Annotated in this window: 11 protein-coding genes; 6 read left to right on the forward strand and 5 right to left on the reverse strand. The window is 61.0% G+C overall.

Translation table 11 applies throughout. From position 1 onward, the window contains the following. Positions 1–31: 31 nt before the first annotated feature. Genes holA through leuS form a run of 3 tightly spaced genes read right to left on the reverse strand, consistent with a single transcriptional unit; the run spans position 32 to position 4,224 of the window. Positions 32–1,072, reverse strand: coding sequence for a DNA polymerase III subunit delta (gene holA / locus HX899_RS13615; protein ID WP_138389344.1), 1,041 nt, complete (start codon positions 1,070–1,072; stop codon positions 32–34). Positions 1,073–1,082: 10 nt separating this feature from the next. Continuing rightward, on the reverse strand, positions 1,083–1,604 hold the full coding sequence (gene lptE / locus HX899_RS13620; protein WP_138331972.1) for an LPS assembly lipoprotein LptE: 522 nt from the start codon (positions 1,602–1,604) through the stop codon (positions 1,083–1,085). Beyond that, positions 1,594–4,224: a leucine--tRNA ligase gene (gene leuS, locus HX899_RS13625; protein WP_171600287.1), complete on the reverse strand. Its 2,631-nt coding sequence runs from the start codon at positions 4,222–4,224 to the stop codon at positions 1,594–1,596. Before leuS ends, lptE begins: the two co-directional genes overlap by 11 nt. A gap of 200 nt (positions 4,225–4,424) precedes the next feature. On the opposite strand from leuS, the gene HX899_RS13630 reads away from it, so the two are divergent. The 3 genes from HX899_RS13630 to HX899_RS13640 all read left to right on the forward strand — a co-directional run bounded on the left by HX899_RS13630 (position 4,425) and on the right by HX899_RS13640 (position 8,161). After that, positions 4,425–5,084 carry a YggS family pyridoxal phosphate-dependent enzyme gene (locus tag HX899_RS13630; protein WP_138389346.1) on the forward strand — a complete coding sequence of 220 codons (660 nt, stop codon included), beginning with the start codon at positions 4,425–4,427 and terminating at the stop codon, positions 5,082–5,084. 75 nt (positions 5,085–5,159) lie between these two features. Then, complete coding sequence (locus HX899_RS13635; RefSeq protein WP_181292660.1) at positions 5,160–7,070, forward strand: propionyl-CoA synthetase; 1,911 nt, start codon at positions 5,160–5,162, stop codon at positions 7,068–7,070. A gap of 155 nt (positions 7,071–7,225) precedes the next feature. Next, positions 7,226–8,161, forward strand: a complete 936-nt coding sequence (locus HX899_RS13640; RefSeq protein ID WP_138331968.1) for a flagellin — start codon at positions 7,226–7,228, stop codon at positions 8,159–8,161. 76 nt (positions 8,162–8,237) lie between these two features. On the opposite strand, the gene HX899_RS13645 is transcribed toward HX899_RS13640, so the two are convergent. Further along, positions 8,238–8,942, reverse strand: a complete 705-nt coding sequence (locus tag HX899_RS13645) for a DUF1013 domain-containing protein (RefSeq protein ID WP_007632151.1) — start codon at positions 8,940–8,942, stop codon at positions 8,238–8,240. A 231-nt stretch (positions 8,943–9,173) separates the two neighbouring features. On the opposite strand from HX899_RS13645, the gene acs reads away from it, so the two are divergent. Beyond that, positions 9,174–11,129, forward strand: a complete 1,956-nt coding sequence (acs, locus tag HX899_RS13650; RefSeq protein ID WP_181292661.1) for an acetate--CoA ligase — start codon at positions 9,174–9,176, stop codon at positions 11,127–11,129. A gap of 232 nt (positions 11,130–11,361) precedes the next feature. Here the strand turns inward: acs and HX899_RS13655 are convergent, their stop codons facing one another. Continuing rightward, positions 11,362–11,586, reverse strand: coding sequence for a DUF1674 domain-containing protein (locus HX899_RS13655; protein ID WP_181292662.1), 225 nt, complete (start codon positions 11,584–11,586; stop codon positions 11,362–11,364). Positions 11,587–11,696: 110 nt separating this feature from the next. Between HX899_RS13655 and htpX the strand changes: the two genes are divergently transcribed. Together htpX and HX899_RS13665 are read left to right on the forward strand one after the other, a co-directional pair. Then, positions 11,697–12,659 (forward strand): zinc metalloprotease HtpX, encoded by a 963-nt coding sequence (gene htpX, locus HX899_RS13660; RefSeq protein WP_181292663.1) that lies wholly within the window; start codon positions 11,697–11,699, stop codon positions 12,657–12,659. Next, entirely contained in the window at positions 12,650–14,038 is a 1,389-nt protein-coding gene (locus HX899_RS13665) for an RsmB/NOP family class I SAM-dependent RNA methyltransferase (RefSeq protein WP_181292664.1), read from the forward strand. The genes htpX and HX899_RS13665 overlap by 10 nt, the downstream gene beginning before the upstream one ends. Positions 14,039–14,044 lie beyond the last annotated feature (6 nt).

The following is a 14,044-nucleotide window of genomic DNA, read 5'->3' on the forward strand; positions in this document are numbered from 1 at the left end:
CCGAAACATGATTATTGGGCCGACGTGCTGGTCAGGCGGATTTTCGGCCGGATTGAAGGGTGGTGGACAGAAGCGTTTGCATCGCAACGCTGTCTTCCAGCACCTGCCGCCGCCTGCTTTGCAGAATAGCGGCCTGTAGCCGATTGGATTCACGGGCGATGCTTTCCGCTGTCCACTGGCGCAGCGCCTGTTCGATGATCGGCTTGCGGCGGAAATGCAGATGCCGCCCCATTGTCTGCATGATTTGAGGCGGCTGCAGCCGTTTTTCATCCATTTCGGCGCGCATCGAATCCAGAAGCTGGAATTGCTTCAAGCATGCCTGCAGCACAAGAAAGATCGCGGTTTTCGAGCTGCTGATTTTTTGCATGGAGTGCAGAAAGGCGTTGAGATCACCGCCGAAGATGGCATCGACGGCGTCGTCAACCGAGATGGCGCTGGCGTCGCCGATTATTTCGGTAACGTGATGTTCTTCGACCGTATCGAAGCCGCGGCAGTAAAGAGCAAGCTTGCGCACCTCGTTTCGGGAAGCGATCCTGTCGCCGCCGATCAACGCGATCAGCGCCTGGCGCGCGGCCGGCGTAATGCCGAGCTTTTCTGCACTGAGCTCTGTATCGATCAACGCATTCAAGGCGCGGCTGTCATCGGCGTAGGAGGGGATCGTCATGACTGATCGTGCGGCTTCCGCGGTTTTGCGCAGCAGGGAACCCTTCTTGAGGTCACCGGCCTCGACGAGCAGATAGGCGGCTTCGAGCGGTTTATCGGCCAGCAACGCCAGGGAATCGACGAGATATTTCTCGTTGGCGGCACCGCGGATCCAGATCAGTTTCTCACCGCCGAACAGGCCAATCGACTGGACCTCGTCGACCAGCCGACCGGGGTCTTTCTGCAGGTCGCCAATATCGAGCTTCGTCAGCGAGAAGGGATCATCGAGAGCAACACCGCTCTTACCGGCGAGCAGGCTTGCCCGTTCGGAAACAAGGCCGCGATCCGGTCCGTAGATGACGTAAATCCGATAGTTCCGTGCCGATTTCTGCAGGAAAGTCTCGAATTCGTGGGATTTTATCTCTGCCACATCTCCGCCCTCAGCGGCTGAGGGCAGCGGCGATATCGGCTCCCACGAATTCCGCCACCTGATCCGCCGCGCGGTTTTCGGCATCACGGATCGCCCGCTGCTTGGCGAATTCCTGTTCGGAAAAATCCACCAGCGCCGTGGTCGCGCGGCTGCCGGCCTTGATGACGTGATCGTCGGTCGCCGAACGCAGCGTGTAGGTGACGCTGACGGTCACACGGCCAGCGCGCGACGTATCCGTCGAATCCGTCAAGAGTGTGTCGGCAACAGACGTGGTAGCGCGAATCTCAACCTGATATTGCGGGTTTACCGCTTCACCGGCACCGCGCGATGCAAGGAAGATCAGGCGATTGCGCACCTGCTGCTCGACGCGGCTGCTTGCTGGGGAAAAGCCGACCGAGGAAAGCTTTTCGACGACACCGGAACTCTCGGAGTAAAGCGGTCGGACCTGGCAGGCGGAGAGAAAAGCCGCCGAGGCAAAGATCATGGCGATGCCGGCATTGCGGGCCAGCTTGCAAGCGATATCAAACGACAATGTTTACAATCCTTTGGGGAACCACGATGATCTTCTTCGGTGCCTGTCCGTTCAGCGCGTTCTTCACCGCATCCAGATCCAGCACGGCGTCGGTGACGGCATTCTGATCTGCATCGCGAGAAATTGTCAATTCAGCGCGTTTCTTGCCATTGATCTGTACCGGCAGGACGACATCGTTTTCGATGACGAGTGCTTCGTCGTATCGCGGCCAGCTTGTCCGGGCAAGCAGGCCTTCATTGCCAAGCGCGGCCCAGCACTCCTCAGCCAGATGCGGCGTCATCGGAGAGACGAGCTGAATCAGGATCTCGGCGGCATCGCGCACCGCCGCGCGATAGATGGCATCGCCCTCGCCTGCCGCAACTCTCGTCATCGGTGCGGCCAGCGCGTTGACAAGTTCGTAAATTCGGGCAACGGCCTTGTTGAACCACAGCTTGTCATAGTCGTTCTCGACAGCCTTCAGCGTCTTGTGGGCGGCCTGCGAGATCGACAAGGCTTCCCCATCGGTGGCCGGCGCAGGTACCACGGCGGAGAGCGCATCCGCTGCTTCGGAAATCAAGCGCCACAGACGCTGGGTGAAACGATGGGCGCCCTCGACGCCTGCCTCGGACCAGATGACATCACGCTCTGGCGGGGAGTCGGACAGAACGAAGAAACGAGCGGTATCGGCGCCGTAGGAGGCGATGATATCGTCGGGATCGACGACGTTCTTCTTCGATTTCGACATTTTCTCGATCGAGCCGATCGCAACTTCTTCGTTGTTCGTCAGCAGGAAAGCCCGGCGTTTTCCATCGAGTTCATCGATACGGATATCGGCGGGAGCCACCCATTCGCGGCTGGCGCCGGCGCCGCGGCTATAGGTTTCGTGGACCACCATGCCCTGGGTGAAGAGACCCTTGAAGGGTTCGGTGGCCGCGACGTGACCGGTCTCGCGCATGGCGCGGGTGAAGAAGCGGGAATAGAGCAAGTGCAGGATCGCGTGCTCGATGCCGCCGATATACTGGTCGACCGGCAACCAGCGGTTTGCCGCCTCCGGATCGGTCGGCTTTTCTTCCCAGGGCGCGGTGAAGCGGGTGAAATACCAGCTCGAATCGACGAAGGTGTCCATCGTATCCGTCTCGCGGCGGGCATCCTTGCCGCAGTTCGGGCAGGGGACGTGGCGCCAGGTCGGATGACGGTCGAGCGGATTGCCCGGCTGGTCGAAGGTGACGTCGTCGGGCAGCTTGACCGGCAGGTCCGCCTTCGGCACCGGCACGACACCGCAATCATCGCAATGGATGACCGGGATCGGGCAGCCCCAATAACGCTGGCGGGAAATACCCCAGTCGCGCAGACGGAAATTGACCTTGCGTTCGCCCTGCGGCGCATTGCCGAGCGAAGCGGCCGACAGCCGGTCGGCGACGATATTGAAGGCTTCTTCGGTGGTCTTGCCGTCGAGGAAGCGTGAATTGATCATCACGCCATCACCGTCATAGGCGGTGTCGCCGACGGAGAAGCTTGCGGCATCGCCATCCCTCGGCATGACGACGGCCACCACCGGCAGGTCATATTTTCGTGCAAAATCAAGGTCGCGCTGGTCGCCCGAGGGGCAGCCGAAGATCGCGCCGGTGCCATAATCCATCAAAACGAAATTGGCGATATAGACCGGCAGCTTCCAGGAAGGATCGAGCGGGTGCCGGACGCGGATACCGGTATCCATACCCTTCTTTTCGGCGGTCTCGAGTGCTGCGAGCGAGGTGCCGGCGCGGCGGCACTCTTCGCAGAAGGCTTCGATATCAGGGTTCTTCGCGGCGGCATCCTTCGCCAGCGGATGATCGGCGGCGATTGCCAAGAAGGAAGCGCCGAACAGCGTGTCCGGCCGGGTCGTATAGACCGTGACTTCGCTCTCGCCGGCAGGTGCCGTTTCCGGCACGATCTCCCAGCGGATCGTCAGGCCTTCCGAACGGCCGATCCAGTTCTTCTGCATCAGCCGCACTTTTTCCGGCCACTGGTCGAGCGTATCCAGCGCGTCCAGCAGATCCTGGCTGAAGTCGGTGATCTTGAAGAACCATTGTGTCAGTTCACGCTGTTCGACCAGCGCGCCGGAACGCCAGCCGCGGCCATCGATCACCTGTTCGTTGGCGAGCACGGTGTTATCGACTGGATCCCAGTTGACCTTCGACTGCTTGCGATAGACCAGGCCCTTCTCCAGGAAATCCAGGAAGAGATGCTGCTGGTGCTGATAATATTCGACGTCGCAGGTGGCGAATTCGCGGCTCCAGTCCAGCGAAAGACCCATGGCCTTCAGCTGCGCCTTCATCGAGCCAATGTTCTGGTGCGTCCAGGAGGCGGGATGCACGCCGCGCTCCATGGCGGCATTCTCCGCCGGCATGCCGAAGGCGTCCCAGCCCATCGGATGCAGCACGTTGTAACCGCGGGCGCGCTTGTAGCGGGCGACGACATCGCCCATGGCGTAATTGCGGACATGACCCATATGGATGCGCCCCGAGGGATAGGGGAACATTTCGAGGACGTAATATTTTTCGCGCGGATCGGCATTGTCGGTCTCGAAGACCTTGTCTTCATTCCATTTCTGCTGCCAGCGGGGCTCGGCATCGCGCGGATTATAACGTTCGGTGGCCATGGTATTCGTATTTCCGGAAAATCAGGGGAGTTGGTCGAGACCTTCACCATGAAACCACCGTAGCGTCAAGTTTTGCAGGCGCTGCGAGCGTCCGATCTTGGTCATGACTAGGCGATTTCGCGAAGGCGGGTCTTGGCAAGCACAGGCTGGCTGGTTAGTTCATTGCCGATCCTTTCATGCTGGTATGTCGAGGCAGAACGATGGAACTTCAAGAGCGCTTGAACGATGTGCGGTCGCGGATTGCGGCCGGGGAACGCGAGGCAGGTCGTCCGGCGGGTTCTGTTCAGCTCGTCGCGGTGTCGAAGACCTTCGAGGCGGACGCGATCCGCCCGGCCATCGAAGCCGGGCAGCGTATCTTCGGCGAGAACCGGGTGCAGGAAAGCCAGGGCAAGTGGCCGGCGCTGAAGGCAGAGCATCAGGATATCGAGCTGCATCTGATCGGACCGCTGCAATCGAACAAGGCGGCGGATGCTGTGGCGCTTTTCGACGTGATCGAAACGGTAGACCGGGAAAAGATCGCCCGCGCGCTTGCCGAGGAGATGAAGCGTCAAGGCAAGGCGCTGCGGCTCTATGTCCAGGTCAATACCGGGCTCGAACCGCAGAAGGCCGGCATCGCTCCTGACGACACGCCGGCCTTCGTCGCCCTCTGCCGCGACGAACTCGGCTTTTCGATCGAAGGTTTGATGTGCATTCCGCCGGCCGAGGAAAATCCCGGACCGCATTTCGCCCTGCTGGCTAAGCTCGCGCTCAAATGCGGCGTCGAAAAACTTTCCATGGGCATGTCGGGCGACTACGGGACGGCCATCGCCTTTGGCGCCACGAGCGTGCGTGTGGGATCAGCGATTTTCGGCACGCGCTGAAACGCTGCTTTGGTCGGGCTTCCTGTTCCCCTTAATGCCGCCTAGATTAGGTTTGCATGTCCTGGGGAGGAGCAGATGCGGAACGGCTATCATCAGGCCTATGCGGCCTGGAAACGCGATCCCGAAGCCTTCTGGCGCGAAGCGGCCAGTGACATCGACTGGTTCAAGCCGCCAGAGCGGATTTTTTCACCCAATGACGGCGTCTATGGCCGCTGGTTCTCAGACGCCGAAACCAATACATGCCACAATTGCCTGGACCGGCATGTGGCTGGCGGCCGCGGCGGCGAGACAGCCGTCATCTTCGACAGCGCAATGAACGGCGAAAAGCGCCGTTTCACCTATGATGAGGTGCTTCGGGAGGTGATGGCCATCGCAGCAGCACTGGTCGAGCGCGGCATCGGCAAAGGCGATCGCGTCATCCTTTATATGCCGATGGTGCCGGAGGCGGTCTTTTCCATGCTCGCCTGCGCCCGCATCGGGGCGGTTCACTCCGTCGTTTTCGGCGGGTTTGCCGCCAGCGAACTTGCTGCGCGAATCGACGATTGCGCTGCGAAGCTGGTGATCACCGCGAGCTGCGGGCTCGAGCCTGGTCGCATCGTCGCCTACAAGCCACTGGTCGATCAGGCAATCGAGATCGCGCGTTCGAAGCCGGATCGCTGTCTGGTGCTGCAGCGGCCGGAGCTTCGAGCAGATCTCGTCAGCGGTCGAGATCAGGATTTCGAGGCGGCAGTGGCGCAGCATCGTGGCGCCGAGATCGCCTGTGTCTCCGTCAAGGCCACCGATCCGCTCTACATCCTCTATACCTCGGGCACGACGGGCCAGCCGAAGGGCGTCGTGCGCGACAATGGCGGCCATATGGTCGCGCTCAACTGGTCGATGCAAAATATCTACGGCTTGAAGCCGGGCGAGGTCTTCTGGACAGCTTCGGATATCGGCTGGGTCGTCGGGCATTCCTATATCGTCTATGCGCCGCTGCTATCAGGCGTAACCACTCTGATCTTCGAGGGAAAACCGATCGGCACTCCGGATGCCGGCACATTTTGGCGCATCGTTTCGGAATATCAGGTGCGGGTGCTCTTCACGGCGCCGACGGCATTCCGCGCCATTCGGCGGGAGGACGGTGACGGTGAACTGATGCACCAATATCCCATGCCGGATTTGCGCGCTCTGTTTCTTGCCGGCGAGCGGGCGGATCCGGAGACGTTGAAATGGGCCGAGCGCATGCTCGGCATACCCGTCATCGATCATTGGTGGCAGACGGAGACCGGCTGGCCGATCGCCGCAAATCCGCTGGGCCTCGGCGCTCTTCCCGTCAAGCACGGTTCGCCGGCGCTGCCGATGCCCGGCTATGATATTGCGGTGCTCGACGATGCCGGTCATCCGATCGAGGCGGGAACACTCGGCAATATCGTCGTGAAGCTGCCCCTGCCGCCCGGCTGCCTGCCGACCCTCTGGAACGCCGACGACCGTTTTCGCTCCGCCTATCTCGATGAGTTTCCCGGTTATTACAAGACGGCCGATGCCGGCTATGTCGATGAGGACGGCTATCTCTTCATCATGTCGCGCACCGACGACATCATCAATTGCGCCGGGCATCGGCTCTCGACAGGGGCGATGGAGGAGGTCTGTGCGCGTCATCCAGATGTCGCCGAATGCGCGGTTATCGGCGTGATCGATGCGCTGAAGGGTCAGGCGCCCTGCGGTTTCCTGGTGCTGAAACGACATGTCTCCCGCGACGCGACGGCGATCGAATCAGAGGTCGTGGCGATGATTCGTGATTCGATCGGACCTGTCGCCGCCTTCAAGACGGCCATAACCGTTAACCGGTTGCCGAAGACACGCTCCGGCAAAATCCTGCGCGGCACGATGCAGAAAATCGCCGACGGCATACCCTGGAAAATGCCTGCAACCATCGATGATCCAACGATTTTAGAGGAAATTGCCGAGGCGCTGCGCGGCCGCGGTTTAGGCTCCCTGCCGATGTGAATTAAACTTTCGGTAAGCCTAATTGAGGAATTGTTAACCATGTTGATGCAAGCATTTGTTAACGGCAATGGCTTGCATAGCAGGCTTTGCATGACGCGGTCGCCGTTACCGGCTTAGTCCGGATTGCCCCTTTCTCAACGATTGTGGAACGGATCATGACAAGCATCCTCACCAACAACGCTGCCATGGCAGCGCTGCAGACTTTGCGCGGCGTAAACGATAGCCTCAAGGACACCCAAGGTCGCGTTTCATCGGGTTATCGTGTCGAAAAGGCGGCTGACAATGCCGCGTATTGGTCGATTGCTACGACCATGCGTTCTGACAACAAGGCGCTTTCGGCCGTCTCCGACGCGCTCGGGCTTGGTGCAGCCAAGGTCGATACCGCCTATTCGGCCATGGATAGCGCTCTCGATGTCGTTAGCGAAATCAAGGCCAAGATCGTCGCCGCCACGGAAAAGGGCGTCGACAAGACGAAGATCCAGCAGGAACTCGACCAGTTTCAGGAGCAGCTGCTCAGCATTGCCCAGTCGGCGTCTTTCTCCGGCGAAAACTGGGTTGCCGGCGCCTCCGGCACGAAGAGCGTCGTTTCGTCCTTCGTGCGGGATGGCAGCAATGCCGTTTCAGTCAAGACGACGGACTACGTGCTCGATTCAGGCACGCTTGGAAACGTGCTTTTCGGCATGACCAGCACCGGTGCGATCGAGACGAGCAGCGGTATCATCGGTACGGCCTTCAACGGAACCTATGGCGGTACGGTCATCGTCATGCCGTCGATATATGCTCTCGACATCACTGGTTTCACCCAGGGTCAGCTCGACGCAGCCCTGGCCGGTATCGAACTGGTTCTCGGCGCCATGACCGCCGCCGGCTCGGCGCTCGGCTCGATCTCGACCCGTATCCAGCTGCAGGAAACGTTTGTCAGCGGCCTTCACGATTCGATCGACTCCGGCGTCGGACGCCTGGTTGATGCCGATATGGAGGAGGAATCGAGCAAGCTCACGGCGTTGCAGACGCAGCAGCAGCTTGCCATCCAGTCGCTTTCGATCGCCAATAGCTCGGCGCAGAACATCCTCACCCTGTTCCGCAGCTAATCGAAACAGGCCATCCGCAACAAAAAACCCGCCGGTCAGCTCATACCGGCGGGTTTTTCATGCGATCTATGATGTCTCAGTACTGATCGTCATCCTCGTCCTTCGGCGCCGAGCGCAGCGAGCTCAGCTTGCGGAAGACGGCATCGGCGTCGATTTCCTTTTCCTTTTCCTCCTCGCGCTCGTAGCTCGGGGTCAGGCGCTCGGTTTCCTGGGCCGATTGCAGCGTCGCGCCAAGCTCGGCAGCGGTCGGCAGCGGACGGCCCTTGGAGGCCTTTTCCACTTCCATGTCGAGATCGATCTGGCTGCAGAGGCCAAGCGTGACCGGATCCATCGGCGCCAGGTTGGCGGAGTTCCAGTGGGTGCGCTCGCGGATCTGCTCGATCGTCGATTTCGTCGTGCCGACGAGGCGGGAAATCTGCGCGTCCTTCAGCTCCGGATGGTTGCGAACGAGCCAGAGAATGGCGTTCGGGCGGTCCTGACGCTTGGAAACCGGCGTATAACGCGGACCGCGGCGCTTGGATTCCGGCACCCGCACCTTCGGTTCGGAAAGCTTCAGCTTGTGGTTCGGATTGGCCTCGGCGCGGGCAATCTCGTCGCGGGAAAGCTGTCCTGTCGAGATCGGGTCGAGGCCCTTGATGCCCTGCGCCGCTTCGCCATCGGCGATCGCCTTGACTTCGAGCGGATGCAGTTTGCAGAACTGCGCGATCTGATCGAAAGACAGTGCCGTATTGTCGACGAGCCAGATGGCTGTCGCCTTCGGCATGAGCAGTGTTTGAGCCATGGATATAGTCCTTCTATCGTCCGCGCCGGTCGCGGTCCGTGGATTGTCACCACAATGTCCGGGAAATATGGCGCTATATAACCGCACTGTCGCAGAATTGCAATTCTTCCGAAGTGAAATGACCTTTGTCTAATTGCCGTGGCGATGCGAACTGCTATGAATTGCCGTGATTTCAAGTCCGGGCCCTGCAAGCTCACGCGGCCCGTCGCATGTCCCATGAGGAGGAGTTGCATGTCGGAGAAGATCTATCCGGTCACGAAGCCGGTGAAGGCGCGCGCCCTGATCGATAAGGAAAAGTACCTGAAATGGTATGAGGAAAGCGTCGAGAACCCGGACAAGTTCTGGGGCAAGCACGGCAAGCGGATCGACTGGTTCAAGCCCTATACCAAGGTCAAGAACACTTCCTTTACCGGCAAGGTTTCGATCAAGTGGTTCGAGGACGGTCAGACAAACGTCTCCTACAACTGCATCGACCGTCATCTGAAAACGAATGGCGACCAGGTGGCGATCATCTGGGAGGGCGACAACCCCTATATCGACAAGAAGGTCACCTATAACGAGCTCTACGAGCATGTGTGCCGGATGGCGAACGTGTTGAAGAAGCACGGCGTCAAGAAGGGCGATCGCGTCACCATTTATATGCCGATGATCCCGGAATCGGCCTATGCGATGCTCGCCTGCGCCCGCATCGGCGCGGTGCATTCGGTCGTCTTCGGCGGTTTCTCGCCCGAGGCGCTGGCCGGGCGCATCGTCGACTGCGAATCCACCTTCGTCATCACCTGCGACGAAGGCCTGCGCGGCGGCAAGCCGGTGCCATTGAAGGACAATACCGATACCGCAATTGACATTGCTGCACGCCAGCACGTGATTGTGGAGAAGGTTCTGGTCGTTCGCCGCACCGGCGGCAAGACCGGCTGGGCGCCGGGCCGCGACCTCTGGTATCACCAGGAAATTGCCACCGTGAAGGCGGAATGCCCACCGGTGAAGATGAAGGCGGAAGATCCGCTCTTCATTCTCTATACGTCCGGCTCGACCGGCAAGCCGAAGGGCGTGCTGCACACGACCGGCGGTTATCTCGTCTATGCGGCGATGACGCATGAATATGTCTTCGATTATCACCACGGCGACGTCTACTGGTGTACGGCCGATGTCGGTTGGGTGACCGGCCACTCCTATATCGTCTATGGGCCGCTTGCGAACTGCGCGACGACGCTGATGTTCGAGGGCGTGCCGAATTTCCCGGACCAGGGGCGTTTCTGGGAAGTCATCGACAAGCACAAGGTCAACATCTTCTATACGGCGCCGACGGCGATCCGCTCGCTGATGGGTGCCGGCGACGACTTCGTCACGCGCTCTTCGCGCTCTTCGCTGCGCCTGCTCGGCACGGTCGGCGAGCCGATCAATCCCGAGGCCTGGGAGTGGTATTACAATGTCGTCGGCGACAAGCGCTGCCCCGTCATCGATACGTGGTGGCAGACGGAAACCGGCGGTCACATGATCACGCCGCTGCCCGGCGCCACCGATCTGAAGCCCGGCTCGGCGACGATCCCGTTCTTCGGCGTCAAGCCGCAGCTGGTCGACAATGAAGGCAAGGTGCTGGAAGGCGCGGCCGACGGCAATCTCTGCATCACCGACAGCTGGCCGGGCCAGATGCGCACGGTCTATGGCGATCACGAGCGTTTCATCCAGACCTATTTTTCCACCTATAAGGGCAAGTATTTCACCGGCGATGGCTGCCGTCGCGATGCGGACGGTTATTACTGGATCACCGGCCGCGTCGACGACGTGCTGAACGTCTCCGGCCACCGGCTCGGCACGGCGGAAGTGGAATCCGCCCTTGTCTCACATAGTCTGGTTTCGGAAGCCGCAGTCGTCGGTTACCCGCATCCGATCAAGGGCCAGGGCATTTATTGCTACGTGACGCTAATGGCCGGTCACGAGGGATCGGATGCACTTCGCCAGGAACTGGTGAAACATGTGCGGGCCGAAATCGGCCCGATCGCCGCGCCCGACAAGATCCAATTTGCGCCCGGCCTGCCAAAGACCCGCTCCGGCAAGATCATGCGCCGCATCCTGCGCAAGATCGCCGAAGACGATTTCGGCGCCCTCGGCGACACCTCGACGCTTGCCGATCCGGCAGTTGTCGACGATCTGATCGTCAACCGGCAGAATAAGGCGACCTCCTGATAAATTGAGCCGCTCCGGTCCCATTTAGGGCTTCCGGGGCGGCGCTTTTTGTTTCCACGTATTCGATGCGTGGTTGCGGCATCCAGGCATGTTCACGGGCGAAGCCTGAGAGACGATTGCCGACGAGGTCACGCTCGCCAGTTGAGGCTGAGATACCCGCCGCCCCAAATGTCATTAGCCGGATTCTGAGTTCGATTCTGCTGCGGCCCTAGAAGCCAACAGTAATATTGGCTTAGAAATCGATCGCCCTGCCATTGATTTCGTAGTCGCCGAAGCGCGCCGGCTCGGCTCCGCCGCGGCCGCCGATCTCCGGCGGCAGCTCCAGCGGCTTCTGGCTCTTTCGCCGCTCCTCGGCTTCGGCAAGGGCGCGTCTGGCAGCCGGGGACAGCATCTTGCGCAGCGGCTCGGATCCCTCGGCCATCGGCGTTTCGCTGTTGTCATTATCGGCGTCCTGCATGGCCGTCTCCTGCCGGAAATATTGAAAATGGCTGATGAATAACCAAATCATAATGCGCCGGTGCCGGGATTGAAAGCTTGTGGTGCCGAAATCGGAGATGGAGATCCGCCATGAACCTCGTTCGCACTGCCATGTTGCTTGCCTTCATGACGGCGCTTTTCATGTTTGTCGGCTTCCTGATCGGCGGTCGGGCCGGCATGATGATCGCATTCGTCATTGCCGCCGGCATGAATTTCTTCTCCTATTGGAATTCCGACCGCATGGTGCTTTCGGCCTATCGCGCGCAGGAGGTCGACGAGCGCAATGCGCCGGAATTCTTCCGGATCGTGCGCGATCTCGCCCGCAATGCCGGCTTGCCGATGCCGAAGGTCTATCTCTACGACAGCCCGCAGCCGAATGCCTTCGCCACCGGCCGCAATCCCGAAAATGCCGCCGTCGCCGCCTCGACCGGCCTGCTCAGCGCCTTGTCTGCCGAGGAGGTCGCAGCTGTGATGGCGCATGAACTGGCCCACATTCAGAACCGCGACACGCTGACGATGACGATCACGGCAACGCTTGCCGGCGCGATCTCCATGCTCGGCAACTTCGCCTTCTTCTTCGGCGGCAACCGTGAGAACAACAGCAATCCGCTCGGCTTCGTCGGCGTCATCGTCGCGATGATCGTGGCGCCGCTCGCCGCCATGCTGGTGCAGATGGCGATCAGCCGCACGCGCGAATATTCGGCCGACCGCCGCGGCGCCGAGATTTGCGGCAATCCGCTCTGGCTCGCTTCGGCACTCGGCAAGATTGCGCGCGGTGCTGCCCACGTGCCGAACGAGGATGCCGAGCACAACCCGGCGACAGCGCATATGTTCATCATCAATCCGCTCTCCGGCGAGCGCATGGACAATCTGTTTTCCACGCATCCGAACACGGAAAACCGCATTGCCGCGCTGCAGGACATGGCGCAAAGCGGCATGAATGTCTCGACGTCGCCGGCTCGTGCTGCTAATCCGTCGCGCAAATCGCGCTCTGTTCCGGATACGGGTCTTGGTCGCGGTGGTTCGCAACCGCCAAAAGGTCCGTGGTCTTGAATTCAGACGGCACGAAGAAGCCATTCCGCAAGCATAAGCCCTCCACCGAGCGATCTGCTCCGGCAAAGCCCGGCCTGCAGGCCCGGGCTGCGGCGGCAAAAATTCTTGCTGCCGTCGTCGACCGCAAGCTGCCGCTCGACGGCGCTCTCGATCATGAACACGGCAATCCGGCCTATAGGGCGCTCGGCGAAAGCGACCGGGCGCTCGTCCGCGCCATCCTGAACACGACGCTGCGCCACCTGCCGCGCATCGATGCCGCGATTGCCGGCCTGCTGGATTCGCCGCTGCCGGAGGGCGCAAGAGCGCTGCATCACGTGCTCGCAATCGGGGCGGCGCAGATCCTCTATCTCGATGTGCCGGATCATTCGGCCGTCGATCTCGCCGTCGAGCAGGCCAATCAGGATCCGCGCAATCGCCGTTTCGCCAAGCTGGTCAACGCCATCCTCCGCCGGCTCGGTCGCGAGAAGGAGCAGGTGCTCGACGCCATCGGCAAGGTCGCGCCGATGCCGGCCTGGTTCATCGCCAGGCTGGAAAAGGCCTATGGCCGGGACACGGCGCTGGCAATTTCGGAATCCCAGCTCGAACCGGCGGCAATCGATCTGACCGTCAAGTCCGATCCCGAAGGCTGGGCGAAGCGGCTGAACGGCGTTGTTTTGCCCACAGGCGGCATTCGTCTCGCCGCCTTCGACGGCGGCATTCCCTCGCTCGAAGGCTTCGACGAGGGCGCGTGGTGGGTGCAGGATGCGGCGGCAAGCATACCGGCGAAGCTTTTCGGCGATCTCTCGGGCAGACGTGCCGCCGATCTCTGTGCTGCGCCCGGCGGCAAGACGGCGCAGCTCATCCTTGCCGGCGGCGCGGTCACCGCACTCGACCAGTCCGAAAACCGGCTGAGACGGCTGCGTTCGAATCTCGACCGGCTCGGCCTCAAGGCGGAGACAATTGCAGCAGATCTGACGACATTCGAGCCGACGGAGCGTTTCGATGCGATCCTGCTCGATGCCCCTTGCTCTTCCACCGGCACGACACGTCGGCACCCTGACGTGTTGTGGACCAAGGGACCTGAGGATATCGCCAGACTGGCGGCGCTGCAGGAACGGCTGCTGCGTCATGCGCTGACATTGCTGAAGCCGGGCGGCACGCTGGTTTTTTCGAATTGTTCGCTCGATCCCGTCGAGGGTGAGGACGTCGTCGCCCGTGTTCTTTCCGATACGGATGCGGTCGAGCGCGTTCCGATCGGCGCCGGTGACTGGCCGGGCCTTGAGACGGCGATCACGCCGCTCGGCGAATTCCGCACGCTTCCCACCATGCTGAAAATGCCTGACGGCATCGGCTCCGGCCTCGACGGCTTCTATGCGGCGGTGCTGCGGCGCCTGGCCTGATTGCAA

Origin of the sequence: Rhizobium sp. WYCCWR 11146 (assembly GCF_013591995.1) — a bacterium.
In the GTDB taxonomy this organism is placed as follows: domain Bacteria; phylum Pseudomonadota; class Alphaproteobacteria; order Rhizobiales; family Rhizobiaceae; genus Rhizobium; species Rhizobium indicum.